Below are 24,752 nucleotides of genomic sequence, written 5' to 3' on the forward strand. Positions count from 1 at the left end.
TATATGGCGCACGGCGCTGTATAGCGGAAACAGTCGTGCGTCGATACCGAATATCAAGAACCACGCCTGAAATCATCACGTCACAGTTTCGGATTGCTCACCGGTCCTTCGTCGCAAAGCTCGGTATAGGCCAGGGTCTGGTCCAGATGTTCGGCACGAAGCGACAGCAGCTTTTCGGCATAATGCAGCCTTATCGCACCATATGCCGGGTCCCCGGCCAGGTTGGTCAACTCGCCTGGATCGGCCTGAAGGTCGAACAGCAGCGCTGGCATTCCGGCAAAATGCACATATTTGAACTTTTCATCACGGATCACAGCGAGATTGCACTGGCTGGATTTCAGACAGAGGGCATTCTCCGTGGAATTTGTCACCACATCCCGGAAATCGAATTCCCAGAACGCGTGGTCTCGCCAGTCATCGGGCTGGGTGCCAGCAAGGAATGGCAGCAGGGAGCCACCGTCCTGATGATTGAGCGGGCTGACGCCCATCCGGTCCAGCAGCGTCGGCATCAGGTCGGCGGCACTGGTGAAGGCCTCCACGACCTGACCGTGGGTGCCGGTGTTCGCCGGATCGCGGATCACCAAAGGAATATGGTAGCTGCCGTCATAGACGCCACCCTTGCCCAGCATCCAATGGTCGCCCAGCATTTCGGCGTGGTCGGAGGTGAAGACGATGATCGTGTCGTCCCAGGCACCGCTGTCTTTCAGGGCATCGACGATCCGGCCAAACTGGGCATCGACCTCGGCGATCATGCCATAATAGGTGGCGCGGATCACGTCGATCTGTTCTGAACTCCAGTCACAGACGCGGCCTTCGGCACCGGCAATGAAAGAGGATTGCGACAGGTGCGGCAGCATCAGTTCCGACAGCGGGTGCACGGCCATTTCCGCTTCCAGCGTCGCATGGCGCACCGGTTTGGGGCCGCTGCCCGGCGCAAACATCCGGTTATAAGGCTCGGGAACGCAGAAGGGTGGATGCGGGCGCAGGAAGGAAATATGTGCAAACCAGGGCTGCGTCTGTTCCTCGCGCCAGTTCAGGAAAGCCTCGGTCAGAAACGCGGTTGGAGTTTCCTCGGCGCTATAGGCCGGGGGCTCCTGATTGGGCTGGACTGGCCGATCCTGTCCGGTCTGGTGGAGTTGGCGTCCGGGCCGCGCGCCGCCACGCCGGGTTTTCAGCCAGCTCAGCCATTGCCGATCGTCTTCCAGCAGCAATTGCCCAACTGTAAAGCCCGGCAACACCCCTTCGTAACTGGTCAGATGCGGGTCGGCAGGGGCCAGACGCCGTGGATCGGGCGAAACATCGGTATAGCCAAACAGCGTCGGATCGTAACCGGCCCGGCGTGCCGCCAGCGCTACCGTGTCAAAACGGGCATCGAGCGGCGAGCCGTTGCGACAGACCCGGTTGTTCATCTGGTAAAGCCCGGTATAGATCGCCGCCCGCGCTGGCGAGCAAGGGGCGGCGGCGGCGAAATGTCGATGAAACAACAGGCCTTCTGCCGCCAACCGGTCAACATTGGGTGTCTGCACCACGGGATGGTCGACCGCTGACAGGCAATCGCCCCGCCATTGGTCCGCGGTGATCAGCAGGATATTCGGCTTTTTCTGCATGGATGAGGTCTTTGCTTGTTTTGCCACGGACGCGATGTGCAAAATTTATATCGGCGAGGATCTGGTTTTCCTAGGACGGTTTTTGGGTCTTTCTAAGGTCTATGCAGGCTTGGTTTTAGAGCCTGGCTTCCAGCAGGGAGCTTTGTCTCTCAGGCCATTGCGCCGCCAGGCCTCGGGGGCAATCTTCCAGCTCTGCCCGCGCTTGATCCAGTGGCTATGCAATCGTCTCGATTGGAAGTGCGCAAATTCTACTCATTCGCCAGCGGGTGATCGGCGATGGAGGGTGAAAGGCCACCGTTTCTTGATGGATTTCGCAAAACGCCGGTGTTTTCATGTTTTCGCTATGCACTGGATACATTGCTGCAATGCGGTATTAACGATATTCATCCTCGGGAAATCCTCTATATTGAAACCATCGAAGCGACGCACTCCTCCTCCCAGTGTCGCTTTGAGGGGATCGGCGATACTCCTCCTCCCAATTGCCGATCAAGTTCAAGAGCCCGACGCATCCTCCTCCCGCGTCGGGCTCTTTTGCGTTCTGGCTCTGGCCTCTTCTCTCTCCAATCCCGTTTTATCCGGTTCGATGCATAAACGATGCTTTCGTCTGCTTTGAATTGGTTTAAACAGTCTTGATCGAACCACCTCAGCGCGATGATCGGGCAGAGAATGTGGGCGATTACAGCGCCGTGCGTTTTATAAAACGCACAAAGGACGCTGTAACACTTTAAATCTACTGCATAATTTCCTCCTTAAATCGATTCCGATTTAAGGAGGAAATTATGCAGTACCTGATGACAGCGAGGCTTGACCCTATGGCGGTAAAATTTGGCACCAGCGGACTGCGTGGTCTCTCAACCGAACTGGTTGGCAGCGTTTCGGCGCTGCACGCGACGGCATTTGCCCGAATGCTGCTTGCCAAGGGCTATGCCAAGCCTGGCGCGACCGTGTTGATCGGCCAGGATTTTCGCCCTTCCAGCCCGGAAATTGCTGCCACCTGCATGGGCGCGCTGCAACGGGAAGGGCTGGTTCCGGTCGATTGTGGGGCTGTTCCCACGCCAGCGCTGGCCTTTTATGGCAGTAAGATCGGTGCGGCCTCGCTGATGGTCACCGGCTCTCACATTCCAGCCGACCGCAACGGCATCAAATTCTATCGGCCGGATGGGGAAATCGACAAGGCTGACGAAGAGGCGATCACCGCACTTGCCGCTGAGTTGGCGGCTGATGAGGGCGCTAACCGCGTTGTACATGGCGCAGGCGAAGACCGATACGCGTTTGCAGTAGACCTGTTTCTGAAACGCAACACGGCTGTCCTGCCCCCTGCCGCCTTTAAGGGCATGAAAATCGGCGTCTATCAGCATAGCAGCGTGGGGCGTGACATGCTGGTGACCCTTCTTGAGGGCTATGGCGCATCCGTCCTGCCGCTGGGGCGCTCGGAAATCTTCGTCCCTGTTGATACCGAGGCGGTATCGCCTGAAACAATCGGCAAGCTTTCCGCCTGGGCAAGCGAGCATGGCCTGGATGCCATCGTCTCCACCGATGGCGATGCCGACCGTCCGCTGGTGGCCGATGAAAAAGGCGTGCCCTTGCGCGGCGATTTGCTCGGCCTGATCACTGCAAACCTGTTGGGCGCCGCGGTGATCGCCACACCCGTTACCTCCAATTCGGGCATTGAAGCCGCAAGCGGATTTAAGGTCCTGCGCACCCGTGTCGGCTCGCCTTATGTGATTTCCGCCATGAATGCGGCGCTCTCAGTGGGTGAAAGCGGCGTGATCGGCTTTGAGGCGAATGGCGGCGTCATGCTTGCCTCCGATTTCACCGTTCATGATGGCAGGCTTGCCGCTCTGCCGACCCGCGATTGCGTTATGCCTATCCTGGCAGCGCTCTATGCAGCGGCGAGCGCCGGACAGACACTCTCCGCCGTGGTGTCAGACTATCGCCTGCCGATTGCCCTTTCCGACCGTCTGGAACACTACGCCTTGGACAAAAGCAATGCGCTAATGGCGTTTCTGCGCGGCTCGGACGAAAACCTGCATAGGTTCCTGGTGCCTATAGGGGGGGTGCGTGAAACCAGCGATATCGATGGTTTGCGTGTGACGCTTAGTGATAACAGGGTCATCCATTTTCGCCCTTCCGGCAACGCCCCGGAAATGCGCTGCTATGTCGAGGCAAGCGACCAGGCATCGGCGGCCAGCCTGCTGGTCCAAGGTCTTGACTTGCTGGCGAAATGGCCGGATTGACAAATCCAGAGGCCTGTCACTCAAGCCGATAAACAAGGTGATACGCTTCCCGGCGGGGTGCTGTGCGTAGAGCGCGAGCGATGGCCCTGCGCTTTTCTCTTCCGCCGCGCGCCTGCTGCGGCTACACCATTTGCAGGATTGATTTTTTGCAAAAAGGATGACCGATGGACCGTGGCCACGACCCTAGCGAGCTCGAAATGGTGGTATTGATGACGCCGGATATGGCGAATTTTTCCGGCAAGGTGCATGGCGGCGCGCTGCTGAACATTCTCGACCGGGTCGCCTATTCCTGTGCCTCGCGCTTTTCGCAGCAATATGCGGTGACGCTGTCGGTCGATCAGGTGGTGTTCCGTCAGCCGATCCATGTCGGCGAACTCGTAACGTTCCGCGCATCGGTCAATTATGCCGGGCGCACATCGATGGAAATCGGCATTCGGGTCGAGGCGGAGGAAATCCGCACCGGTGAACGCCGCCACACCAATTCCTGTTATTTCACCATGGTTGCCGTGGATGCCGAGGGCAAGCCGACCACGGTTCCGGCCTTCTGTCCCGAAACGCCGGCGAAAATCCGGCGGGAAAAGGCGGCCCGTGAGCGTCGCGCCCTGCGTCAGGAATTCGAGCATCGTTTCAAACAGGTCAAGTTGTCCGGTCAGGACTAAAACATCATGCTTTGGGATTTGATCGTTTAACTCTCACTGGCGCCTTTTTGCGTCATGACCTGCGGTTCTCTGCTGTCCCACAGATGCTCTCCCGCCGGAACAGATCGATGACATGACTGAAATTACCCTGAATGTCCTGCCGATTTTCCTGCTGATCTTTTCCGGCTGGGCGCTGGTGCGCAGCCGGTTCCTGAACGTGGATATCGGTGACGCCTTAAGCGAATTTGTTTTCAAGGTCGCGGTGCCAGTTCTGTTGCTGCATACGATTACCCAGGCCGACTTTCAGGGCGCATCGCCTTTTCGTTTGTGGATTGCCTATTTTGCCGGGGTGGGTGTCACCTGGACCTCCGGCCATCTCGTAGCAACGCGGGTTTTCGGACGCGACCAGCGGATTGGCGTGCTAGCCGGGGTATCCTCAGCCTTTGCCAATAATGTTTTCATCGGCCTGCCCCTGGTCAGCCGCATGCTTGGCAATGACGGTGTTGTTGCTCTGTCCATTCTGCTGGCCGTGCATCTGCCTTTGATGATGGTGATCGGCACAGTCTTGATGGAACATGCCGAGCGCCGGGAAAGCGGGGTGCAATTGCGGGGAATGCTCGCCGTCCTGCGCCAGGTCGGGCGCAATCTTGTCACCAATCCGCTGGTGATTGGCCTTGCCATCGGACTTATGGTGCATGTGATCGGCCTGCCGATCCCGGCGACGATCGAGACCGTACTCAGTCAGATCTCCGCCATGGCCGGGCCGGCGGCATTGATTTCACTGGGCATGGCGCTGACCAAATACCGTGTCACCGGCAATGTCGGTATTGCCAGCGTTACCTCGGCTCTGAAATTGGTCCTGATGCCCGCATCCGTGTGGATGGCCTGCCACCTTCTGCATTTGCCGCATGAATGGACCATGGCGCTGGTGCTGACGTCTTCCGTGCCGACGGGCGTCAATGCCTGGCTGATCGCCAATCGTTTTGGGGTCGGCCATGCGCTGGCCGCCTCCACCATCACCATTACGACAGCGCTTGGGGTGTTTTCTGTCACGTTCTGGGCGTGGCTGCTGGGCGCGTGATACGAAGGCTTTGCGTGTAAAGCCAAAATTGGAACGCTATAAAAAGCTCAGGCCAGATCGGCGATCCGCCAATAGAGCGCTTCTGCGGGTAGGGCGTCTTCCTGCGGCGCCGCTAGCGCCAAGGTCGGGGCAGTATAATTCTCTAGTTCAAGCTCCAGAACGTTGGTGTACCCGGCTGTTTCAAGCGTGCCATCGTCGCTCATGGCATAGGGCTGGCTTTCGGATAGGGTTTCTGCCGCGTTGCCAGCGTCTTCTTCCGCCGATTCCTCACCCTCGGTAGAGCCGTCACGCTGATGCTGGCCGTTGTTGTCCTGATGCGCGTCGTCATCGTCCAGAGCCTCGACCGCATCCACACTCTCAGTCTTGCCGCGGCCGGGTTCATCCTGAACCGCGAGATAGCTTACTACCGGAAACGGCACGAAGGGCGGCACCTGCAAAACCGTTGCATGCACTATGGCCTGTGCCCCGGCGAGCGATAGAACGGCCTGTTCGCGGGTAATTTCTTTTTGCCGTACGGAAACCAGCTCCGCCTGCGCTTCGCCGGCTGGTGTCTGGTTTACCGATGCATTTGCCTGTATCTGGCTTAAACGCCTGTGGTTTGTCTCCAGCAATGCCGCCTGGTTGGCGCGGGCATCGGCATTGATCGCAGGGTGCAGATCGTTCTGTTCATTCTCCTGCATATCTTCCGTCTGGAAAAACATTTGGCGCAGCAAATCTGTGTCCGCATCCTCTTCCGGCGTCGCCGGGGCTTGGAGTGATGCTCCGGTTACATCCATCCAGCCCTTCAAAGACAGCACGGTGGCGACCATTGTATCGATGCCATCGCCGTCAGTGCTGCGGCGCAGAATTGGGTCCTGGCGAATATCCTGCAATGGAACGGATGTGGTGAAAGCTCCATAGGCTCGGTTCGTGGCTTGTGTCGCCAGACCGTCCATCGCGGCTTCCCGCCCTGTCTGGGCAAGGCTTGTTGCAAGGGGCGGTGCTGCGCTATTGCCCATCGCCCCAGCTACTGGCGTTCCAGCCATTCCTGAGGTTCCAGTCTGGCCATTGCGGTCGAAAGCTGACGCTTTCAAGCCTGTCTCCGTGGCAACTTTGGCCGCAAGTCCCGTGCTTGTTTCCTCCGTCAGGTCATCCATGCGGGTCATAACCGTTTCGGATTGTACTATATTGCCAGCAATTGACCTGGTGTCCGTGGCTGGTGCAGTGCCTTTCGGTGCCGTTTGATTTGTCGCCAGCGCTACTGCGGAAGCAAGCGCTTCAGGGCGGACAGCTTGCAAAGGCGTCTGGCGCCCTGCCATTTCAGGGTTTGCGGACGCTTGCGCCAAAAGGCTGCTAGGGGCCGGAGTTTCCTCTGCCTGCGAAACATCAAGCACTGGTGTGGATGGCGTGCGGTTCGTGGCGACGTCTTCAGGGTGCGGCGCTTGAGCAACGACTGCTGCCTTTTCGGCTTGCGGTTGCACGGTAGAGGCCGCCGCGCCTTGCGCTGCGAGTGCCGTGGTTACGGGTTGTCCCGTAACCAGGCTTGAAGGCCGCTCGCTTAACCCGGCAGTTGGCACGGGTTGCGCTGTTACCGGATTTACCGTTTGCGGTATCGCTGTCTGGCCAGATGCTGGCGGGGCCCCGGAAGATTGAGGTGGTGGGGGGCTGGATGGGCTGGCGCCATTTTGGCTATAGGAGGAAACCACGTTCAGCGCCTTCAGGTCACCGCTATTGTTGCGTTTGATTTCCATATAAGCGGAGAGCAGGGCTGCTTCTGGACCATCGGTATTTTGCAGAACCCGCAACAGGACCTCGATCTGCAATCCTTTCAGGGCTTGGGTCAGCTGCGTTTGCAGTCGTGTCCTTTGGCCATCGTCCAGATTGGCAAGGGCTGTCGCGAAGCGCTGGGCAAAGGCCGCGTCGGTTTCGCCGGGATCACGCTTCAGCCCGATCGATTGGCCGACCAGATCGGCGATTTCCGCCAAATCCGTCTGCACGCTTTCCCGGCTGTTGAGCAAGAGATTGTTGATGCGTCCGGCAATCGCCGAACCGCCCTCCCGGTCCACCCGGATCATGCTATCGCTCGTCAAGCCGCTCATGGCCGTGTCGGACAGGGCGGCCTCGGTGGCGCTGTCGTGAAAATTTGGCGCAGAGCGCGATAATGCTTGAACGGGAGTCAACATAGCATATCCCTTTTTGCAAAAGGACCTGGCCAACCAAGGCCCGGCCGTGCAATCCGGAGTTTAAAGGCAGAGTGTGCTGGAAAGCCGCTCATGCGGCTTTGATATCGGTTGCCCCGGCCCAGAGCCTTATGCATCGGACCTGAAACCCTTTGCAGCCCAGCTACGCGGGATTGCATCGGATGCCGTGCAAGACAGTTGCGAATCACCTTATCAGGATAGAATGGCTGCACATGGTTAACAATATGTTAAAGCTCTCATTTGCTCGTCTCGGAGAGAGCGTTTCGCGGTAATCCATTCTATCTGCTGGTTAATTTTCTCCGCAAATCGATTCCGGTTTCGGGAATTATGAAGTAGCATACACCACACCATAACCCTGCCCGATTGCAACATGCCGGTGAGCCTGATGAGCCGTATCAATCCGATCTTGAACACCGATAGCTACAAGCTGGGGCATTTCCTGCAATATCCTCCCGGAACCCGGGCGGTGAGCGGCTATGTCACCACCCGTGGTGCGTCCCTGCGACCGGAAGTGGTGTTTTTCGGCTTGCAGATGTTCTTGAAGGAATATCTTTCGCAGCCCATCACCCGGGCCGATATCGATGAGGCGCAGGAGCTGGCCGCCCTGCACGGCCAGCCTTTCGACCAGGCCGGCTGGCACTATATTCTCTCCGCCCATGGCGGATTTCTGCCTTTGCGCATAGAGGCGCTGCCAGAGGGAAGCTTCCTGCATCGTGGCGTGCCGATGGTGCAGGTGGTCAATACCGATCCGGCCTGCTTCTGGTTGCCCTCCTATATTGAAACGGCGCTGTTGCGGGCGGTGTGGTATCCGTCCACGGTCGCCAGCTCGCTTCGCCATGTGAAGCAGACTTTGAAGCCCTTCCTCGATAAAAGCTGTGACGACCCGGCTGGTGTTATCGGCTCGCGGCTGTTCGAATACGGCGCGCGCGGTGCAGCCAGCCTCGAACAGGCCGGATTGGGCGGTGTGGCCAACCTGCTGCATTTCGACCACACCGATACGCTGGAAGCGGTGCTCTATGCCCGCCGCTATTATGGTGCTGCCATGGCTGGCCTTTCGATTCCGGCTTCGGAACATACGACCATGATTGCCTGGGGCCAGGACCAGGAAGTGCAGTCCTTCGCAAATATGATCGACCGGTTTGGCGATTATCCCGCCTATTCGGTGGTCTCGGACAGCTATGACATCCATAATGCGGTGTCCGAAATCTGGGGCAAGACGCTGCAACAGAAAGTGCGCTCCAAGCCCGGCAGGCTGATCGTGCGTCCCGATAGCGGCGATCCGATCGATGTTCCGGTCCAGACGGTGGCCCAGCTTGCCTACCAGTTCGGCACGCGGTTGAATGCCAAGGGCTACAAGGTTCTGGATGACAAGGTGCGGGTCTTGCAGGCGGATGGCGTGTCGCTACGCGATATCACCATGATCCTTGGTCGGCTGGAAGCCATGGGCTTTTCGGCGGAAAATATTTCCTTCGGCATCGGCGCATCGCAATTGCAGAAGGTCAGCCGCTCTACCTATTCCTTCACGATGAAATGCAGTGCCATCTTGGACGGACAGGAGCGCTGGCGCCCCATTTCCCGCCGTCCGGTCACGATGCAGGAACGCCTGCCGGAACCTGGGCGTCGCGCCGTCATCGTCGAGGGAGACGAGTTTGCCTCTATTGCTTTGGAGGATCTAGGCCGTCGCACCAATCATTTGCAGCCGGTTTGGGAAAATGGCCGCCTGCTGAAAGAATGGAGCTTTGACGAAATCAAAGCAAAAGCCCGGACGCCGCATCGCATGGATATGTGATGCGATGGCGTGAATTGGCGGTTAATCCTGGTGTGGTCTTTGATGTGCTTGCTTCAAACGATGTCGGGCAGGAACATGCGATAGAGACCATTGTCGTCGGCAAGGAAGCCCGAAGGACGCTCGATAACCGGTGATCCTTCCTCCTCGCTTGAGGACATGGCATCGAGCCAATTGGCCGGTAGTCGCTCTTCTTCCTTAACGTCGTCTGCCTTGATCTCGGCAATTTCCTCGATCATTTCCGCAGAAAGTGGTGGGATTTCCTCCCTCGGCAGCTGCCGTTGGGGGGAGGAGAACAGGAACCCGATCTGCTGGCTGTCGTCATGTGCCGCTCCTAATCGTACAGTCCGTTCCACAGGATAGGTCTGGGCGGAAGGCGCAGAGGAAAGCAAAACACCGTCTCTCACAATTGATGCAGTATCCATCATGGTCACACAGGTCAGGCGCACATGGCTTCATCCATGGTCGCTATGGCTTCATCTTGAACGGGCAATGGCTTGGATGCGCACACATCGTGGCGCCCGGCCTGTCCCATCGATCTTCGGCAGCCGCTTCGAGCTTTCGTCCGTTTTGCTGCCAGGGCAAAAGCTAGGCCGAAACCTTTAAGGAAATACTGATGAAACCGGCATCGCTGGAAAGATATATTTTACCTTGATAAGCGTCAGGTCTCGTCGAAATCGTACCCTCGGAGCGATGAAATCCAGATGGTGCAGAGCTTGCAACAACGCCCGTTTTTGATAGGCATGAGCCAACACGGATGAGGTAGCACCCATGACGATCACGCTTTATGGCATCAAGAATTGCGACACGATGAAAAAGGCGCGGACCTGGCTGGAGACGGCGGGTATCGATTATGCCTTTCACGACTACAAGGCCAAGGGCATCGACCGCGCCAGCCTTCAGGCATGGAGTGCCAAGCTTGGCTGGGAAGTATTGCTGAACCGGGCGGGCACGACGTTCAAGAAGCTTTCCGATGAAGCCAAGGCCGACATGAGCGAGGAAAAGGCGCTGGACCTGATGCTGGCTCAACCTTCAATGATCAAACGCCCGGTGCTGGACAAGGATGGCGCACTGTTGGTGGGCTTCAAGCCGGAGCAATATCAGGCTGTTTTCACGAAGGCCGGTGCTTAACTTTCGGTCCTATGGTCCAGGGTGTACATCGCTGTAAAGAGGCAAACAATGTCGAAATCCACCCGCGCCACGCTGGCAATGGAAAAGGCTGGTCTTGCCTTTACCGTGCATCACTACGATTACGATCCGAACGCCGAGCGGATCGGCCTGCAAGCCGCGGAAGCGATTGGCGAGGAGCCGCGCCGGGTGCTGAAAACCCTGATGGCGGAGGTGGATGGCAAGCCTGTCTGCGTCGTCCTGCCTTCCGATCAGGAGGTTAGCATGAAGAAACTGGCCGCCGCCATCGGCGGTAAACATGCCGCGATGATGAAGCCCGCCGCCGCCGAAAAGCTCACCGGCTTCGTCGTCGGCGGCATCAGCCCTTTCGGCCAAAAAAAACTGGTGCCGACCGTGATCGAGCTCTCGGCGCTGACTGAGCCGCATATTTATCTCAATGGCGGTCAGCGCGGCTTGCAGGTCCGGTTGGAGCCGAAGGCGGCGCAGGCCGTGCTCAATGCCATAGCAGCATCGGTTATTGCCTGATGGTGTTTTCACCTTCAATTTTGCATGAAATTGCCTATCTGTTTCATGACCATCTGATTCTTCATGCCAGCGCCCTTGGGCTTTGGATGAGGCAGCCGGACGCCGCCAGCGACCTTTGCGCGATTGAAAAGCGCAGGCCCTTTCGTTTTGAAAACCAGGACAAAATCTATGACCCTGCTTGATGTCTCAAACTCCATCGATCCGGTAAAGCTCGACAAATTGGCCGAAGTGGCCGTCAAGGTTGGTCTGCGGCTAGCGCCGGGCCAGGATCTGGTGATCACCGCGCCGCTCAACGCGCTGCCGCTGGTGCGCAACATCACCCGCCATGCCTATATGGCCGGTGCCGGTCTTGTGACGACATTCTATTCGGATGAAGAGACGACGCTGGCCCGTTATGCCCATGGCTCGGATGCCAGTTTCGACCGGGCTTCCGGTTGGCTCTACGAGGGAATGGCCAAAGCCTATGCGGGGGGTGCTGCGCGGTTGGCGATTTCCGGCGACAATCCCATGCTGCTCGCCAGCCAGGACCCGGCCAAGGTAGCGCGGGCCAACAAGGCCAATTCAATTGCCTATAAGCCTGCCTTGGAGCCGATTTCCAATTTCGACATCAACTGGAATATCTCCTCCTATCCCAACCCGTCCTGGGCAGCACAGGTGTTTCCGGATCTGCCCCTGGATGAGGCGGTGAAAAAGCTGGCGGATGCGATTTTTGCCGCGTCCCGGGTCGATCAGTCCGATCCGGTCGCTGCCTGGATGGCCCATAATGGTGAACTGGCCAAGCGTTCGGCCTGGTTGAATGGCGAGCGGTTCTCCAGTCTGCATTTCACCGGCCCAGGCACGGATCTGCGGGTTGGCTTGGCCGATGGCCACGAATGGCACGGAGGTGCCTCCACGGCCAAGAATGGCATTACCTGCAATCCGAATATTCCGACGGAAGAGGTGTTCACCACGCCGCACGCGCTGAAAGTGGAGGGTTTGGTCTCCTCCACCAAGCCGTTGTCGCATCAGGGCACGTTGATCGACAATATCCAGGTGCGGTTCGAAGCGGGTCGGATCGTCGAGGCCAAGGCATCGCGCGGCGAGGAAGTGCTCAATAAGGTGTTGGACACCGACGAGGGGGCGCGGCGTTTGGGAGAAGTGGCGCTGGTGCCGCATTCATCGCCGATTTCGGCTTCCGGCATCCTGTTCTACAACACGCTGTTTGACGAAAACGCCTCGTGCCATATCGCGCTTGGCCAGTGCTATTCCAAATGCTTCCTGGACGGAGCGTCGCTGACGCCGGAGCAGATCAAAGCCCAGGGCGGCAATTCGTCGTTGATCCATATCGATTGGATGATCGGTTCCGACAAGGTCGATATCGACGGGGTGAAAGCGGATGGCACAACGGTGCCCGTGATGCGCAAGGGCGAATGGGCCTGAACATGCACACGGCCCGCGTTTGATAAACGCAGGCCGATTTCATCTAAATAGAGACCCGCGCACCAAATGTGGTGCGCGAAAGTCGCCATAAATTTTGAATTTGTTACATAATTTGCTCTTCACGCCGATTCCGGTCTAAAGAATTATGCAGTAAGGCCGATCAGCCCTGTCTGGCCTTTCGGTTGGCATAACGCTGATCGCGCTGCGCCTTGCGGGTGGCTTCGTCTTCAAGCAAACGGGAAATTCGGGCTTTTTCAGCGGCGTCGCGGGCATCGGCTTCGGCCGTTGCTTCTGCGGCAAGTGCGGCTTCCCGTGCCGCCGTCTCGGCTGCAAGCCGTTGCTGTTCCTGCAATTTTGTCTGTTCGCGCTCGGCGCGCCGGGCTTCTCTCGCCTCGGCTATCGCCTGACGCTCCGCCTGGCGGGCAAGACGGCTTGGTTCAGACGCTTCCTGCGCGGCCTTATAGGCCTGAAGGAGAGCGGCCTTTGCGTCGGCAGCGGTGGTACGGCGGTCGACGACTTCATTTTTCCGGCTATTTTTCAAAGAGATGTTCCAGTTGTAGATAGGGCCTGCAAATCAGGCTTTTCGGGTCGTTTTGGCAGCAGTCGCGGCGTCAGCCATCTGCTGGTCCTGCAATTCCTTGGCAAGCCGTGCTTCGCGCAGCCTGAGGGTTTTTTCTTCGCGGGCAAGCACGAGCGAATCCTGTTCTTCCACGGCACGACCGCGCGCGAAGAACTGCGACTGCTCCTTGTCAAAAGCGATTTCCGCCTGCTGACGTGATTTACTATAGTTTTCTGCCATGGGGTCGCGCCTTTCTGGGTGGCAGCGCCGCGTGCCGGGCATGGCGCGCAAAAAACGCTACGACATTTAGCGCCGTGTACATCCAGGTGTACGTGAGGCCGCTGTGACACTAATTACGAAGGCTCAAAGATGCAGATCACATCCTCGCCCTGAAGACATGCAGATATCTCAAAGACAACAAGGACTTGAGATGTTTGCAAACGGCATAGAAATTGCCATCTTCACGGTCTCTTCGCATACCATCTGCTGCATATTTCATGTGCGACCCGAGCCGGGCGCAAGACGTTATGCAACAGGAAATCGTGTGAGCGCGGTCTGCGACGGCGCGGCAGGCAATAAAAAAGGCCAGGCAAACTGCCTGACCTTGGTTGGATCATGCTCTCAACAATGCCAGTACATCCGTGGTCAAAGGAAAGCCGAACCCTATATTAAGCAGCCTGGAGATTGCAGGCCGACATCTTGCCGGACTTGTTGTCGCGTTCCATGTCGTAGGCGATCTTCTGGCCTTCGACGATTTCACGCATACCAGCGCGTTCAACAGCAGAGATATGCACGAATGCATCTGGGCCGCCGTTGTCAGGCTGAATGAAGCCGAAGCCCTTAGTGGAATTAAACCATTTAACTGTGCCAGTGGTCATGATGAACCCTTTCATAGCATATTGAGTGACCACAGCGTAAAACGCCGTGGATGAGGATAGCGATTTTTGAAAGGAAGGTTCGTTCAGGGCGCGGTGCTAATTGCGCGGTAACCAAAGCTCAGCAAGCAAATATCGATGACCAATAGATACCCCCTCAAGGCATGCATGTCAACCAAAGCTTTGAATTTATTATGATCCGTCTTTTTTTCAAGCCATGGCAAAGGGGTCCAAAGCCTTGTATCCGCACCGTAATCCCTGTCCGCACGGCACCGCGTTCAAACGTCCATTCTGTCGCTCGTCACGGTGCTGTTTGCGCCCTTTTGGTTAGAAAAGACTCCCCTGTCCGGCGGGTGGCTCCGATTTTTTCGGCGATTTGGGCAAGGGATTCGGTTTCACCGGGGCTGGGGTTGTCGTGGCAGGAGTGGCTTGCGGTGGAGGTGACGCCTTATCGCCATCACCTGTCACGGCGGAAACCCGGCCATCGGCAAATTCGATTGCGATGGCGCGCCCATGTTCAAGTCCCGCCGCACGCGAGAGGGGCCGGTCATCCTCCCCACGGATCACGGCATAGCCGCGCATCAGGACATTCTTGTAGGACAGCGATTGCAGCATCCGGTCATGGGCCGACACCGTGGAGCGGGCGCGGCGAAGATCGTTGATAACAGCGCTGTCGGCCCGGCGCGAAAAGCTGTCCAGCCGGTCCCTCGAGCGTCCCGTTTGGGCCTTCAGCCGGGCTGGAACTGCCGTCAATGTCGCATCGATCCGGCCAAGATGGGCTTTTTGCCGCTCGATCAGCCGCTCGATAATCCGGTCGGCAAGGGCGGCGCGTTCGCTGACCCGCTGGCGGCGTTCGACCAGGCGGCGCACCAGCATATCCGGCGACAATTTGGCAGCGGCCCGCTCGAAGCTTTGCCGCTTGGTCATGGTATTCAGTTCCAGGCTGCGGCCAAGACCGCTGGCCGCTTCGTCGAAACGGCGGCGGGGCAGCGCCAGCAATTGATCGAGAGAGGGCAGGGCGCGGGCCAGCGCCCGCAGGTTCTGGCGGCGATGATCCATCTGGCGGTTGACGGCACCTGCCAGACGCGCGGCCAGCCCGGCCAGTTGCGCTTCCAGATCCGCCTTGACCGGCACGGCCATTTCAGCCGCGCCTGTCGGCGTCGGCGCCCTGACATCGGCTGCATAATCGATCAGTGTCCAGTCCGTTTCATGGCCGACCGCCGAAATCAGCGGAATGGCGCTGGCCGCCGCCGCCCGCACCACCGCTTCGTCGTTGAAGCTCCACAGATCTTCCAGGCTGCCGCCACCGCGCGCGACGATCAGCACATCCGGCCTCGGGATGGCACCATCAGGCTGAAAGGCATTGAAGCCGTTGATAGCATTGGCAACTTCGTCGCCGGAGCCTTCGCCCTGCACCTTGACGGGCCAGACCAGCACATGCACCGGAAAGCGGTCTGAAATCCGGTGAAGAATGTCGCGGATGACAGCGCCGGTGGGCGAGGTGACGACGCCGATGACCTTCGGCATGAAAGGCAGCAATTGCTTGGCAGCCGGATCGAACAGGCCTTCGGCCGTAAACCGGCGCTTGCGCTCCTCGATCAACGCCATCAGGGCGCCAGCGCCGGCCGGCTCCATCTGCTCGATGACAATCTGGTATTTGGACGAGCCGGGAAAGGTGGTGATGCGGCCGGTGGCGATCACTTCCATACCTTCTTCGGGCCGGTATTTCAGCTTGGAAAACGACCCTTTCCAGATCACCGCGTCGATCCGCGCCTTGTCGTCTTTAAGCGAAAAATAGGCATGACCGGAGGAATGCTGGCCTCGAAAGCCGGAAATTTCGCCGCGCACTCGCACCTGATCGAAGGCGGTTTCGATGGTGCGCTTGATCGATCCGGAAAGCTCCGAGACGGAAAATTCGGTCAGATTGCTGGGCTGGTCGTCGTCAAAGAAAGAGGCCATGACAGTGTTTTATCCAAGCTTGCAAAAAAACGCATCTATTTTTGGAAAGAAGTAAACAGGCTTTGTTCGGGGCGTTTTCATGGGCCAATCGTTAACTCTCGGGTGGCAATATGCCCGATATCACGATTTGTCTGTCATACGGGATCGCATCCATGACCTTTCTCATCGCCATGGCAATTGGCATCGCCACCGCAACGACCAGAAGCATCCTGGCGATTGTAGCGGTTTCGCTGGTGCTTTTGACGGCGGGGCTGGTCATGCTGGCTCTTTCGCCTGCGATGACGGCGATGGATCTGCTGACGGCTCTGATCGCCTATAATGTCGGGCTTATCGATTGCCTGATGGTCACGCTGGCCTTGTCACAGCGCAAGATCGCCTGATTTCACTATTCGCCTGATCTCACTATTCGTTTTTAAACTCTATCCGTTCACGGCTGCGGCTTGACCACAAAGATCCGCAGGCCGGACTGGCTGTCGGCTGCAAGCGGCTGAAGATAATCAGGCACTCTGTTGCGGTTCAGATCCGCATAAAGCCCGTCGGGCTTCAAGGCGATCAACTGGCGGGTTTGTGCATCGGAGGGGCAGAAGGCGAGAATGCCGACATGGGCACCCACCAGAAAAGCAAGGGCGTCCGGCGGTGTCGAGAGGCCGATATGCAGTTCCGTCAGCATGCCTGCCTGGTTGCGATGATAGGGCGCGGTCAATATCCGATGCGAGGTAAAGCGCAGGATGGAAGTGCCGCTTTCCGATGGGGCGGCAACCGTCGTCGGCGCTAAACTCGTCAATTGGGCCAAGCCCGCCAATTGAGCAAGAGCTTTTTCAGATGAGCAATCACGGCTGGCATCCTGGGATGCCGGGCCGGAGCGAGTCTGTAGTTTTAATCGTGCCGTTCCTTCCACGGCAAGCGTGCCTGCGATTGCCCACACGGAAGGGACCGACAGAAGAATGCTGGCGATATAGGCAAGGCTTGAGAGAATGCGGGCTGGTCGCAGCATTGCACGCCCGCGCAGATCGGCAACCAGCAGAGCGAGCGGCAGGATCGGGATCAGGTTGGAAAACATTGCGCCGCGCACCTGGATCAGCGCGACACCGACGCTGACCGCCAGCAAGAGCGCCAGTGCCAAATGCGCCTCCATCTGGTTTTTCCGCCAGACCTGAGTAAGGCAGACCAAAAGCCCGAATAGGCCGACAGCGTAAAAGCCGCCGAGAGTTCCCGGCTCCTGCTGCGCCATGGCAAGGATCGAGCGAGCCTCGCCGACATTGTTCAGCCACAGCGTCACCAGCATCGGATCGAGATTGGCGAGCGGATTGCCGAGGCATTGAGGCGCGACAATCAGAGCTGAGAGACCGACGCTTGCTCCGATCACCAGCAGCAAGAGCAGCCGAACACCGGCAGGAAACCGGCTGGCAAAGGCGGCAGCGGAAAACAGCAATCCGCCGCCAATCGCCGTCAGGGCGTAAAACCCGAAGGAGAGATTGTCGCAGGTCACCGTGCGATAGGATTGCGCAGGCACAGTTGCCACGAACAGCAGCGTGACCGACAGCGCCAGGCTAAGAGAATAGGCCATAGCGCAGGCCCGCATCGCTTTGCCATGCCAGGCCCAAAGCAGGGCGACGATAGCGCAGGCCGTGGCAATCAGCGGCGTGGTTTCTGCGCCGATGGCCAGCGCCACCGCCGCCGCCGCACCGGCCAGCGTAAACAGTGTCGATGAGCGTGTCCGGGAGCGGGGTTCAGACTGGTTCGAAGCCTGAACCCTTGGCGCGGCGGTGGAAAGTACGGCGGTCAGGAAAGCGACCAGGGCGATCTGGACATTGTGATGATCGATTGCGCCGGGCAGGAAACGGTTGGATGTCAGAAGATAAAGAGCGCTCAGGCAAAGCGCCAGATGCATGGTCACCCGACCGCCCAGCGCCCATCCGGCAGCACCGAACGACAGCATGACCGGCACGGTCCAGAGGAGCGGCCAGATGGCGAGGGCAACGGCTTCGGCTGTGTGCGGTGCAAACCAGATACCCGCCAGCCGGATTAAGGTGGCAATCGGCCAGTCGATCAGCCGCGACCAATGCATCAGCGTGCCGGGCGACAGACCCAGGCGGTATTGCATCATGTCAAACCAGCCCTGACCGGCAAGATAATCCCGAACCTCGATCAGCCGCATGGCATCGTCATTGTCAGCGCCGACATAATCCTTGGCAAAAGGCAGCGTCGTCGCACAGAGGACGACGATGACGAGAAGGCAATAGCCCAGCATCACCGGCAGAAGGCGCGGGGCGGTCCCAGGTGCCGTCACCAGAGATGATGCAGAGGATGCAGGAAGAGAAGAACTGGACGTCATCGGTATTTCCGGTTGTTCGGGGCCTCCCGTTTCGGGGGGATGCGACCAAGATTCTTCGATTGTTCGGCTTATCCGAAACCTAGCCTTAACCTTCTCAAGAAATAGTAAAATCTCAAGGAGCCGCGTTTCGGCTGCCCGAACATGTGTATCGAGTAAGTTCATGGGCCAAACACCAGTACCGGACGTGGCGGTCCTTATTCCCTGCTATAATGAGGCTGGCACCATTGCCTCGGTGGTGCGCGGTTTCCGTACCGCCCTGCCGCGGGCGCGGGTCTATGTCTATGACAACAATTCCACCGATGGCACGGCGCTGGCCGCCATGCTGGCCGGTGCCGAGGTGTTGCACGAGCGCCGGCAGGGCAAGGGCCATGTGGTGCGCCGGATGTTTGCCGATATCGACGCCGATATCTATCTGATGGCCGATGGCGATGGCACCTACGCGCCGCAGGACGCGAATGCGTTGATCCATCTGCTGATGGAAGAGCGCGCCGACATGGTGGTCGCCACGCGCCGTAATGTCCACAATGATGCCGGACGCCAGGGGCATGCGCTTGGCAATCGTCTGTTTAACGGGCTGTACCGTTTTCTGTTCGGGCCGGGCTTTACCGATATTTTCTCAGGCTACCGTGCCTTCTCGCGCCGCTATGTCAAAACCTTTCCGGCAGTGTCGGCAGGCTTTGAAATTGAGACAGAAATGTCCGTCCATGCCTCGCGGCTGAAGTTGCCGGTCGTGGAACTGGAGTTGGACTACGGACGCAGGCCCGAAGGCTCCCATTCCAAGCTATCGACCTTACGCGACGGTGCAAAAATCCTCTGGATGTTCGCTATGCTGTCCAAGGAGACGCGGCCATTTGCGACGTTCTCGGCGCTGGCCGGGCTGGTCCTGGCGATAAGCCTCGGTTTCATGGCACCGGTTCTGGGCGAATATTTCACCACCGGCCTCGTGTCGCGGCTGCCGACCTGGGTTCTGTCGGTGGCGCTGCTGTTGATGAGCCAGCTCTTGTTTACCGCGGGATTGATCCTCGACTCGCTATCGCGGGCGCGGGCCGAGCATTTGCGGCTTTCCTATATCGCCTTGCCCGCCTTTATCGCACCTGAAAACCCGGCCTTGGCAGCGGCTGATCCCGTCATCGATCCGGCTCGCTCGGCTGCGGACGCTGCATGAAGAAGCTGGTCCGTTTTGCTCTGGTCGGCAGTACGGGTTTTGCCGTGGATGCCGGGCTTTTATGGCTGCTTCTGTCTTACAGCGCTCTTGGCCCTTTACCGGCCCGCGCCCTTGCCATTCTGGCGGCCCTGTTCGTCACATGGCGGCTTAACCGTGCCTTCACCTTCGGGGCATCCCGGCGAAGCCTCGCCGTCGAGGGATTTCGCTATGGCTCGGTCGGGGTGGTCTCGGCGCTGGTCAATTACGGTCTTTATGCCGGGTTGTTGATCGCCATCCCGGCACTCAATCCTTTCGCGGCGCTGGTTTTCGCATCACTTGCCGCGATGGCTTTCAGCTTTTTCGGCTATTCGCGGTTTGTGTTTCGCCGTTGAAGCACTGAAATCGGTTGATCAAACCGGTTCCCAACCATCCTTTTCGCTGGCCCGGTAGATGGCATCGATGAAGCGCTGGTTGGCGCGGGAGTTTTCCAGCGTCACAACGTTGCTCTCTTCACCCCGGGCTGCCTTGGCAAACGCTTCAGCTTCCAGGCGATATTGGCGGCTATCGGGAAAGCGGAAAATCTGCGATTCGCTGTGGTTGCGGTTGGTCAGTTCCAGCTCTTCCGCCCCCCAGCGGTCGGCATTGAACGGTGATTTCACCTCGATAAACCCTTCATCGCCATGAAACACCATGGTCTGGCGGGCGGCCATCTGGGTGGCGATGTAAAAACTCATGTCGAAACTGCCGAAATCGGCTTTGACGCTGGAATAGATGTCGGTGCCGAATTCGGGGTCGCGTTCCGTCACCGCCTGCACCCGCACCGGCTCAAGGCCTGTCGCGAAGCGGGTGGTGATGGTCGGATAGACGCCAATATCCGGTAGCGCGCCACCGCCGAGTTCCGGGATATTGCGCATATTACCGGGATCGCGGTTGAAGTAAGTGAAAGACCCTTGCACATGCCGCAGCTTGCCGATGGCGCCATCGGCCAGAAGGGCGCGGACTTTGTGCCAGACAGGCGCATAGGTGACCATGAAGGCTTCCGAAATCAGCACCTTGTTGCGGTCGCGCGCGGCGATCAGGCTGTCGATGTCCGCTGCTTTCAGGGCAATCGGCTTTTCGCACAGTACATGCTTGCCCGCATCGGCAGCTTTTATCGTCCATTCCACATGCTGGGCGGTTGGCAGGGGAATATAGACGGCATCGATCAGGTCAGACGCCAGCATCTCTTCATAGGAGCCGAAGGCATGCGGCACGGAAAAGCGGTCAGCCATGGCTCGGGCCTTGGCAAGGTCACGGCTGGCAATGGCGCTGACCACGGCCCCTTCCGCATCCTGAATGGCCGGTACGACCAGTTCACGACCAATTTTCGCCGTCGATAAAATTCCAAACCGCAGCATGACTTTTCCTCCGCACATCGTATTTCGGTAGACGACACATAACGTCTATGCCCGGATTGTGAACAGGGCTTGGTTGTTATCGGTGCTGTACGCGTTATTTTCCTGTCGAATTTCCCTTATCGATTTGTTCTGGAGATCTATCATGCAGAAACGAAATCTCGGCCGCTCCGGCCTCACAATCGCCCCCGTCGTGTTCGGCGGCAATGTGTTCGGCTGGACGGCAGACGAGCAAACCTCGTTCAAGCTGCTCGATGCGTTTTTCGATGCCGGTTACAATGCCATTGATACGGCAGATGTCTATTCGCGCTGGATAGACGGTCATTCCGGCGGCGAATCCGAAACCGTGATTGGAAAATGGTTGAAACAGGGACATGTCGCGCGCGACAAGGCGGTGATCGTTACCAAGGTCGGCATGGATATGGGTCAGGGTAAACCCGCGCTTTCGGCGAAATGGATTGTCGAGGCGGTTGAAAACTCCCTGAAACGGCTCCAGACCGACTATATCGATCTCTATCTCTCCCATACCTTCGATCCCGACACGCCGCATGAGGAAACGCTGGGCGCCTATGCCAAGCTGAAGGATGAGGGCAAGATCCGCGCCTTCGGCTGCTCGAATTTCGATGCCGCTCAATTGCAGGCATCCTTCGATGCGGCGGCCAAGGAGGGCCTGCCGCGCTATGATGTGATCCAGCCGGAATATAATCTCTATACCCGCGAGAAATTCGAGGGGCCGCTGGCGGAGCTTTGCATGCGTGAAGACATCGGCGTCATCAGCTATTACGCGCTGGCGGCAGGCTTTCTCACCGGCAAATATCGCCAAGTGGAGGATGCCGAGGGCAAGGCGCGATCCTACCGTGTCACCAACTATCTGAACGACAAGGGCCACCGCATTCTCGACGCCCTGGACGCGGTCGCTGCCGAGACCGGCACGACGCCTGCCACGGTGGCCATTGCCTGGGTCGCGGCTCGCCCCGGCATTACCGCGCCCATCGCCTCGGCCACCAGCCTGTCGCAGCTTGAAGCGATGGTCAGGGCTGGAACACTGGAACTGTCTTCGGCGCAGATGCAAAGCCTGAACGAGGCCGGAGCAGAATAACGAGGCATGGCGAGTCGATAGAGCTTCGCGCGGGCCATAATCCGGCTCAGCTCCGGTGCCGGAAGAAGTCAACGAAGGCGCGTAGCGCCGGGCGCATCTGGCGGCGGGTGGGGTAATAGATGTAAAAGCCGTCAAAGGGCGGGCACCAGTCTTCCAACACCCGGATGAGCCTGCCCTCGCGGATGTCTTTGTCTACCCGCCGGTCAAAGACAAAGGCCAACCCGACACCTTTTAGCGCCGCCAGCCGGATCAGCCTCTGGTCGGCCAGCGTCAGAACATCAGGCACATCCACGGCAATCTGCTTGCCGTGTTTTTCCAATTCCCAGCGATAGATCCGCCCGCTGGAAAAGCGGCGGCGAATGCAGCGCTGTTCCATCAGGTCATGTGGGTGGAGGGGCAGGGGATGCCTTTCGAAATAGCTGGGCGCGCCGATAATCGTGCCGCTGATTGGGCCACTTGCCTTGACTGCCACCATATCCGCTTCCAGATGTTCGCCAAGCCGAAGCCCTGCATCGAAACCCTTTTCGACAATATCCTCGAACTGGTCATTGGTGATCAGTTCGAGTTGGATATCCGGATAGAGGCCGAGAAAGTCTCCAAGCCGCGGTACGATCAGGTCTTCGGCAGCCAGCGCTGGCATGGTGATCCGCAGCGGTCCGGCGGGATTGGATTTGTTTTCCGCCAGGGTTTCCAGCGCGGTGCCGATATCGGCCAGAGCGGGTGCCAGCTTTTGCAGCAATTGCCGCCCCTCTTCGGTCGGAGCGACGCTGCGGGTGGTACGCGCCAGCAGCCGCACGCCAAGGCTTGCCTCCAGCGCCGACACAGCATGGCTGACAGCGGAAGGCGCGATGCCCAGTTCTTCCGCCGCTCTCCTGAAGCTGGATGTTTCGGCCACCGTCGCCAGAACCGCCAGTTGGGATAATTGAATCCTGTTCATTATTCTATTTGTTAGAACAGTGCTTGCGCATTTGCATCCATTATCTTTCGCGGCAAAGACGGTATTTTGTTTCTAGAGCGCTGCTGCAATTCATGGAATCGCAGCAGCGCTCTAGCTCTTTGTTTTGCGCATTTCCGGTTGGCAAAACCGGTTTCCACTTTTCCTGGAAATGCTCTATCGCTCCTGATTGAGAAGGTGAAAACATGAAAACCCGACAACTCGGCTCCGACCTGTCCGTCTCCGCCATTGGTCTTGGCTGCATGGGAATGAGCCATGCTTATAGTCCGTCTGCCGATGAAAATGCTTCGCTTGCCACGCTGGCGCGGGCTGTAGAGCTTGGTGTGACGTTCTTCGATACGGCGGAAGTCTACGGACCGTTCACAAATGAAATTCTGGTCGGCAAGGGATTGAAGCCCTATCGTGACCAGGTGGTGATCGCCACCAAGTTCGGCTTCAAGATCGACGCGACGCAATCCTCACAAAATGCCATGGGCGGGCTCGATAGCCGGCCTGAGCATGTGAAAGCGGTGGCTGAAGCCTCGTTGCAACGGCTCGGAATCGATGTCATCGACCTTTTCTACCAGCACCGTGTCGATCCCGATGTGCCGATTGAAGAGACGGTCGGGGCGATGGCGGATCTGGTGAAACAGGGCAAGGTCCGTGCTCTTGGTCTGTCGGAAGCCAGCGCCGAGACCTTGCGCCGCGCCCATGCCGTCCATCCCATTGCTGCCATTCAGAGCGAATATTCCCTCTGGACCCGTGACCCGGAGGAAAACGGCGTGCTGGACACCTGCCGTGAACTGGGTATCGGCTTCGTGCCCTTCAGCCCGCTCGGTCGCGGTACGCTGACTGGTGCATTGAAAAACCTCGATGGCCTCTCCGACACCGACTTCCGCCGGGGTCTGCCACGCTTTCAGCAGGATAATTTCGACGCCAATCTGGCGCTGATCAATGCGCTGGAAGATATGGCCAAGGCGAAGGGCGCGTCAGCCGCTCAATTGGCACTCGCCTGGGTGCTAGCCCAGGGTGATTTCATCGTGCCGATCCCGGGGACGACGAAAATAGCCAATCTGGAAAAGAATATCGGGGCCGTCGATATCGTTCTGAGCGAGGAAGAGGTGACGGCCTTGGGAGATCTGTTGTCGCCGAAGAAGGTGGCTGGCGGACGCTATCCCGAAAAAATGGCGGCGATGGCCAATAAGTAATGTAATCACATCGCTTGATAAAAGCATCTCCCCGGCATGTGTGTCGCCGGGGAGATGAAGACCGCAGAAGGGCGGATTAGCCCTTGTAATGCTTGCCATGACGGATTGGCGGACCATTATCCAGCGACTTTGGCGTGGATGGTGGCATATAGGCGAGCTTCAGCGAAGCAAGTGTCGCGCCGAGATTGACGCCGAGCGTGCTTTCCAGCGCGATAGGCTGCAAGGCCACCGAGCCTTGGAAGCCACCCATCAGCAGGTTGACCGCGCCGCCAAACCCAACAGCGGCATTGGCGCTGGTGCCGCCATAGCTACCTTGCAAGGCGCCTTCCACCAGACGACCCGGCGCATAGACCGCCCACGCCATTTTGCCGCCCTGCACATAGCCAAGGTCGATGCCGATCTTGCTGAGCGTGCCCTGATAATATTCGACCGGTGCCGATGTGGTCGGCTTGAATTCGCAGGTCAGGTCGCGGCTGGAGCCGACGACCGCGCTGATGCCGGGGCTCATTTCGCAGGTAAGCATGCCAACCTGCACGGCTGCCTTGGCACCGGTGGCGCCCAACGGAACCGCGAGTGCAGTGACAAGCGCCACCGCAGACAGCTTTGCGAGCGATGATTGAGCGAGCGATGACATGAGTTTCTCC

23 protein-coding genes are annotated in these 24,752 nt (G+C 58.5%); 12 read left to right on the forward strand and 11 right to left on the reverse strand.

All coding sequences use genetic code 11. The features are described 5' to 3' along the window. Nucleotides 1–80: 80 nt before the first annotated feature. Nucleotides 81–1,607, reverse strand: a complete 1,527-nt coding sequence (locus tag G6L01_RS16960) for an alkaline phosphatase family protein (protein ID WP_070164100.1) — start codon at nt 1,605–1,607, stop codon at nt 81–83. A gap of 812 nt (nt 1,608–2,419) precedes the next feature. On the opposite strand from G6L01_RS16960, the gene G6L01_RS16965 reads away from it, so the two are divergent. The 3 genes from G6L01_RS16965 to G6L01_RS16975 all read left to right on the forward strand — a co-directional run bounded on the left by G6L01_RS16965 (nt 2,420) and on the right by G6L01_RS16975 (nt 5,563). Beyond that, complete coding sequence (locus tag G6L01_RS16965) at nt 2,420–3,844, forward strand: phosphomannomutase (RefSeq protein WP_070164099.1); 1,425 nt, start codon at nt 2,420–2,422, stop codon at nt 3,842–3,844. A 164-nt stretch (nt 3,845–4,008) separates the two neighbouring features. Continuing rightward, nucleotides 4,009–4,503, forward strand: coding sequence for an acyl-CoA thioesterase (locus G6L01_RS16970; protein ID WP_070164098.1), 495 nt, complete (start codon nt 4,009–4,011; stop codon nt 4,501–4,503). Between the two features lie 112 nt (nt 4,504–4,615). Beyond that, nucleotides 4,616–5,563 carry an AEC family transporter gene (locus tag G6L01_RS16975; protein WP_071206020.1) on the forward strand — a complete coding sequence of 316 codons (948 nt, stop codon included), beginning with the start codon at nt 4,616–4,618 and terminating at the stop codon, nt 5,561–5,563. A 47-nt stretch (nt 5,564–5,610) separates the two neighbouring features. On the opposite strand, the gene G6L01_RS16980 is transcribed toward G6L01_RS16975, so the two are convergent. Continuing rightward, nucleotides 5,611–7,725, reverse strand: coding sequence for a hypothetical protein (locus G6L01_RS16980; protein ID WP_070164096.1), 2,115 nt, complete (start codon nt 7,723–7,725; stop codon nt 5,611–5,613). A gap of 403 nt (nt 7,726–8,128) precedes the next feature. Here G6L01_RS16980 and G6L01_RS16985 point away from each other — a divergent pair, with 403 nt between their 5' ends. Then, nucleotides 8,129–9,532 (forward strand): nicotinate phosphoribosyltransferase, encoded by a 1,404-nt coding sequence (locus G6L01_RS16985; protein ID WP_234891949.1) that lies wholly within the window; start codon nt 8,129–8,131, stop codon nt 9,530–9,532. A gap of 53 nt (nt 9,533–9,585) precedes the next feature. Here G6L01_RS16985 and G6L01_RS16990 read toward each other — a convergent pair whose 3' ends face one another. Beyond that, complete coding sequence (locus G6L01_RS16990; RefSeq protein WP_156584808.1) at nt 9,586–9,936, reverse strand: hypothetical protein; 351 nt, start codon at nt 9,934–9,936, stop codon at nt 9,586–9,588. A gap of 364 nt (nt 9,937–10,300) precedes the next feature. On the opposite strand from G6L01_RS16990, the gene G6L01_RS16995 reads away from it, so the two are divergent. The 3 genes from G6L01_RS16995 to G6L01_RS17005 all read left to right on the forward strand — a co-directional run bounded on the left by G6L01_RS16995 (nt 10,301) and on the right by G6L01_RS17005 (nt 12,601). Next, nucleotides 10,301–10,660: an ArsC family reductase gene (locus tag G6L01_RS16995; protein WP_070164093.1), complete on the forward strand. Its 360-nt coding sequence runs from the start codon at nt 10,301–10,303 to the stop codon at nt 10,658–10,660. A 48-nt stretch (nt 10,661–10,708) separates the two neighbouring features. Beyond that, the gene (gene ybaK / locus G6L01_RS17000; protein ID WP_070164092.1) at nt 10,709–11,182 is read left to right on the forward strand and encodes a Cys-tRNA(Pro) deacylase; all 474 of its coding nucleotides are present in this window, start codon (nt 10,709–10,711) and stop codon (nt 11,180–11,182) included. Between the two features lie 168 nt (nt 11,183–11,350). Beyond that, nucleotides 11,351–12,601: an aminopeptidase gene (locus G6L01_RS17005; RefSeq protein WP_070164090.1), complete on the forward strand. Its 1,251-nt coding sequence runs from the start codon at nt 11,351–11,353 to the stop codon at nt 12,599–12,601. Between the two features lie 160 nt (nt 12,602–12,761). Here G6L01_RS17005 and G6L01_RS17010 read toward each other — a convergent pair whose 3' ends face one another. The 4 genes from G6L01_RS17010 to xseA form a co-directional block, all read right to left on the reverse strand. After that, nucleotides 12,762–13,142, reverse strand: a complete 381-nt coding sequence (locus G6L01_RS17010) for a DUF6481 family protein (protein WP_070164089.1) — start codon at nt 13,140–13,142, stop codon at nt 12,762–12,764. A 33-nt stretch (nt 13,143–13,175) separates the two neighbouring features. Beyond that, nucleotides 13,176–13,400, reverse strand: a complete 225-nt coding sequence (locus G6L01_RS17015; RefSeq protein WP_041697321.1) for a hypothetical protein — start codon at nt 13,398–13,400, stop codon at nt 13,176–13,178. Nucleotides 13,401–13,828: 428 nt separating this feature from the next. Then, the gene (locus tag G6L01_RS17020) at nt 13,829–14,038 is read right to left on the reverse strand and encodes a cold-shock protein (RefSeq protein WP_025427963.1); all 210 of its coding nucleotides are present in this window, start codon (nt 14,036–14,038) and stop codon (nt 13,829–13,831) included. 324 nt (nt 14,039–14,362) lie between these two features. Continuing rightward, nucleotides 14,363–15,994: an exodeoxyribonuclease VII large subunit gene (xseA, locus tag G6L01_RS17025; protein ID WP_070164088.1), complete on the reverse strand. Its 1,632-nt coding sequence runs from the start codon at nt 15,992–15,994 to the stop codon at nt 14,363–14,365. 152 nt (nt 15,995–16,146) lie between these two features. Here xseA and G6L01_RS17030 point away from each other — a divergent pair, with 152 nt between their 5' ends. Beyond that, nucleotides 16,147–16,374 (forward strand): hypothetical protein, encoded by a 228-nt coding sequence (locus G6L01_RS17030; RefSeq protein ID WP_139190161.1) that lies wholly within the window; start codon nt 16,147–16,149, stop codon nt 16,372–16,374. Nucleotides 16,375–16,421: 47 nt separating this feature from the next. Here G6L01_RS17030 and G6L01_RS17035 read toward each other — a convergent pair whose 3' ends face one another. Continuing rightward, nucleotides 16,422–18,329, reverse strand: a complete 1,908-nt coding sequence (locus G6L01_RS17035; protein WP_070164086.1) for a hypothetical protein — start codon at nt 18,327–18,329, stop codon at nt 16,422–16,424. A 160-nt stretch (nt 18,330–18,489) separates the two neighbouring features. On the opposite strand from G6L01_RS17035, the gene G6L01_RS17040 reads away from it, so the two are divergent. Continuing rightward, the gene (locus G6L01_RS17040) at nt 18,490–19,494 is read left to right on the forward strand and encodes a glycosyltransferase (protein WP_070164085.1); all 1,005 of its coding nucleotides are present in this window, start codon (nt 18,490–18,492) and stop codon (nt 19,492–19,494) included. Next, a complete protein-coding gene (locus G6L01_RS17045; RefSeq protein ID WP_070164084.1) occupies nt 19,491–19,865 on the forward strand; it encodes a GtrA family protein in 375 nt (124 codons plus the stop codon). Before G6L01_RS17040 ends, G6L01_RS17045 begins: the two co-directional genes overlap by 4 nt. A gap of 18 nt (nt 19,866–19,883) precedes the next feature. Here G6L01_RS17045 and G6L01_RS17050 read toward each other — a convergent pair whose 3' ends face one another. Beyond that, entirely contained in the window at nt 19,884–20,870 is a 987-nt protein-coding gene (locus G6L01_RS17050; RefSeq protein WP_070164083.1) for a Gfo/Idh/MocA family protein, read from the reverse strand. Nucleotides 20,871–21,012: 142 nt separating this feature from the next. Here G6L01_RS17050 and G6L01_RS17055 point away from each other — a divergent pair, with 142 nt between their 5' ends. Beyond that, entirely contained in the window at nt 21,013–21,966 is a 954-nt protein-coding gene (locus G6L01_RS17055; protein ID WP_070164082.1) for an aldo/keto reductase, read from the forward strand. 46 nt (nt 21,967–22,012) lie between these two features. Here the strand turns inward: G6L01_RS17055 and G6L01_RS17060 are convergent, their stop codons facing one another. After that, nucleotides 22,013–22,903, reverse strand: a complete 891-nt coding sequence (locus G6L01_RS17060; protein WP_070164081.1) for a LysR family transcriptional regulator — start codon at nt 22,901–22,903, stop codon at nt 22,013–22,015. A gap of 203 nt (nt 22,904–23,106) precedes the next feature. Between G6L01_RS17060 and G6L01_RS17065 the strand changes: the two genes are divergently transcribed. After that, on the forward strand, nt 23,107–24,108 hold the full coding sequence (locus tag G6L01_RS17065; protein ID WP_070164080.1) for an aldo/keto reductase: 1,002 nt from the start codon (nt 23,107–23,109) through the stop codon (nt 24,106–24,108). A gap of 76 nt (nt 24,109–24,184) precedes the next feature. Here the strand turns inward: G6L01_RS17065 and G6L01_RS17070 are convergent, their stop codons facing one another. After that, on the reverse strand, nt 24,185–24,742 hold the full coding sequence (locus tag G6L01_RS17070; protein ID WP_070164079.1) for a DUF992 domain-containing protein: 558 nt from the start codon (nt 24,740–24,742) through the stop codon (nt 24,185–24,187). Nucleotides 24,743–24,752 lie beyond the last annotated feature (10 nt).

The organism is Agrobacterium vitis (assembly GCF_013337045.2).
Lineage (GTDB): Bacteria > Pseudomonadota > Alphaproteobacteria > Rhizobiales > Rhizobiaceae > Allorhizobium > Allorhizobium vitis_B.